Consider the following 1943-nt stretch of genomic DNA (forward strand, 5'->3'; position numbering starts at 1 on the left):
GGTGGGTGGCGTCCAGGCGGGGCAGCCCGAGGGCGCCGGGGGTGGGCCACCAGTGCGGCAGCGCGGTCCGGTCGCCGGTGACCGCCTCGTGCGGGACGGCGAGCCAGCGGAGGGCGAAGCCGGGGTGGAACTCGGGGGCGTAGGCGCGCAGTTCGTCCTCGGTGAGGCCGGAGCGGGCGCGTCCGGTGGGGTAGACGGGGTGGTCGCGGTAGGCGGCCAGGGTGTCGAAGGCGAGGGAGCCGCGCAGCCCGGTCCACTCCGCGGTGGAGCGGCCGTAGGTGCCGGCCAGCCGGGCGACGACGTCCTCGCGGACCCGGTGGTGGAGCCGTATCGCGGCGAGCGCCTGGTCGCACTCGGCGAGGAAGGCGTCGAAGCCGGCCCGGTCCTCGGGCTCGGCGGCGGCCCGCAGCCTGGCCAGGGCGGGGCGCAGGCCGCGTACCGGGCCGTCGGGGGTGCGCAGGACGGGTTCGCGGGCCTGGACCTCGCACTGGAAGCCCTCGGGGCCGACCGGCAGCAGCAACGTTTCCCCCTCGACGGGGAGCCGGAGCCAGTCGCCGTCGGGGTGCCGTTCGGCGACCGCCTTGGTGCGCAGCCGGTAGGCGTCCTCGCGCAGCAGGGTGCTCAGGACCCTGCCGAGGAGTTCGTCCTCCAGGGCGTCGGGTGCCACGGCAGCCGTCGGTGCCGTGCCCATGAGCGGGCTCATGAGACGATCTCCCATCGCCGGGCGGCCAGGAATTCCGCGACGGCACGGTCGATCCGGTCCTGGTCGGTACCGGTCGCCCGCAACACCCCCAGGTAGTCGCGGTTCGTGCGGTAATGCGGGTGCTCCTCGCCGAGCTCGCGCAGCGGCCGGTAGACCAGCCGGACCCCGTCGCGCTCGGTGTCGCTCGCCCCGGGCGCGGTCTTGAGGGTGCCGCCGCGCTCGGCGCACACGTACTCCATACGTACCCGGCCGTCCGTGCGCGCACCGAGTGCGGCGGGCAGGGGCTCGCCGAGGTGGGTGCGCAGGACGTGCTCGAAGAGCGGTATGTCCAGCAGTCCGGCGAGGACGAGGTCGCACTGGTCGCCGATGGAGCGGTAGTTGACCTCGATGAGGCGGGCGCGGTCGCCCTGGACGACGTACTCGGTGTGGCAGACGCCGAAGCCGATGCCGAGCGCCTTCAGCTGGGCGAGGACCTGGTCGCTGTGCGGTTGCGGTGGTTCCGGCAGCAGGTGGAGGCGTTCCTCGATGAAGTACGGCAGGGGGGAGAGCTCGGTGCGGAAGGCGGCGTAGGCGTGGAGGGTGGCGCCGTCGCCGAGCGTCTCGAGGGTGTGCAGCTCCCCGTCCAGGTACTCCTCGACGACGAGGGCGGCGTCGGGGCGGCGGGCCCGGATCTCCCGGCAGCGCTCCAGGAGCTCGCCCGCGTCGTTCACCAGGACGACGTCCTCGCTGGCCACGCCCTCGCGGGGCTTGACCACGCAGGGGAAGGGGAGACCGTCGGCGGCGAGGGAGGTGGCGAGGGAGGCGAGGTCCGCGTCCGGGCGGATCTCGAGGGAGCGCACGGCGTCCAGGCCGGCTCCGGCCAGGGCGCGGCGCAGCTGGGCCTTGTTCTTGGCGTTGAGGGCCGCCTTCCAGTCCTTGCCGGGCAGGCCGAAGTAGTCGGCGGCGAGCGCGGCCTGGGTCTGCAGGTGGTCGCTGTTGGTGAAGACGGCGTCGGGCCTGCCGAGTTCGGAGACGCGTCCTATGACCTCGCGGAAGTCGCGTACGTCACAGGCGACGACGTCCAGTCCGGGCAGGGGGGCGCCGCCCCGGGCGACGTGACGCGCGTAGGCGCGGCGGTGCGCCTCGGGCTGGTCGGTCAGGAGTGTGACCGCGAGACCCAGGCGGGCGGCGGCGGGCAGATAGCCCTCGGTGACGGAGTCGGTCGGGTTGTGCGCGAGGAGATGCAGCCGCACGGGGGCAC

2 protein-coding genes are annotated in these 1943 nt (G+C 74.3%); both read right to left on the reverse strand.

Going from position 1 to position 1943, the window contains the following annotated elements:
* On the reverse strand, positions 1–703 hold a 703-nt coding region (locus K6I33_RS34575; protein ID WP_275126856.1), incomplete at its 3' end, for an IucA/IucC family protein.
* Positions 700–1935 (reverse strand): ATP-grasp domain-containing protein, encoded by a 1236-nt coding sequence (locus K6I33_RS34580; protein ID WP_229358759.1) that lies wholly within the window; start codon positions 1933–1935, stop codon positions 700–702. The genes K6I33_RS34575 and K6I33_RS34580, both read right to left, overlap by 4 nt.
* Positions 1936–1943: the final 8 nt, after the last annotated feature.

The organism is Streptomyces sp. UNOB3_S3, assembly GCF_020740895.1.
Classification (GTDB): Bacteria; Actinomycetota; Actinomycetes; order Streptomycetales; family Streptomycetaceae; genus Streptomyces.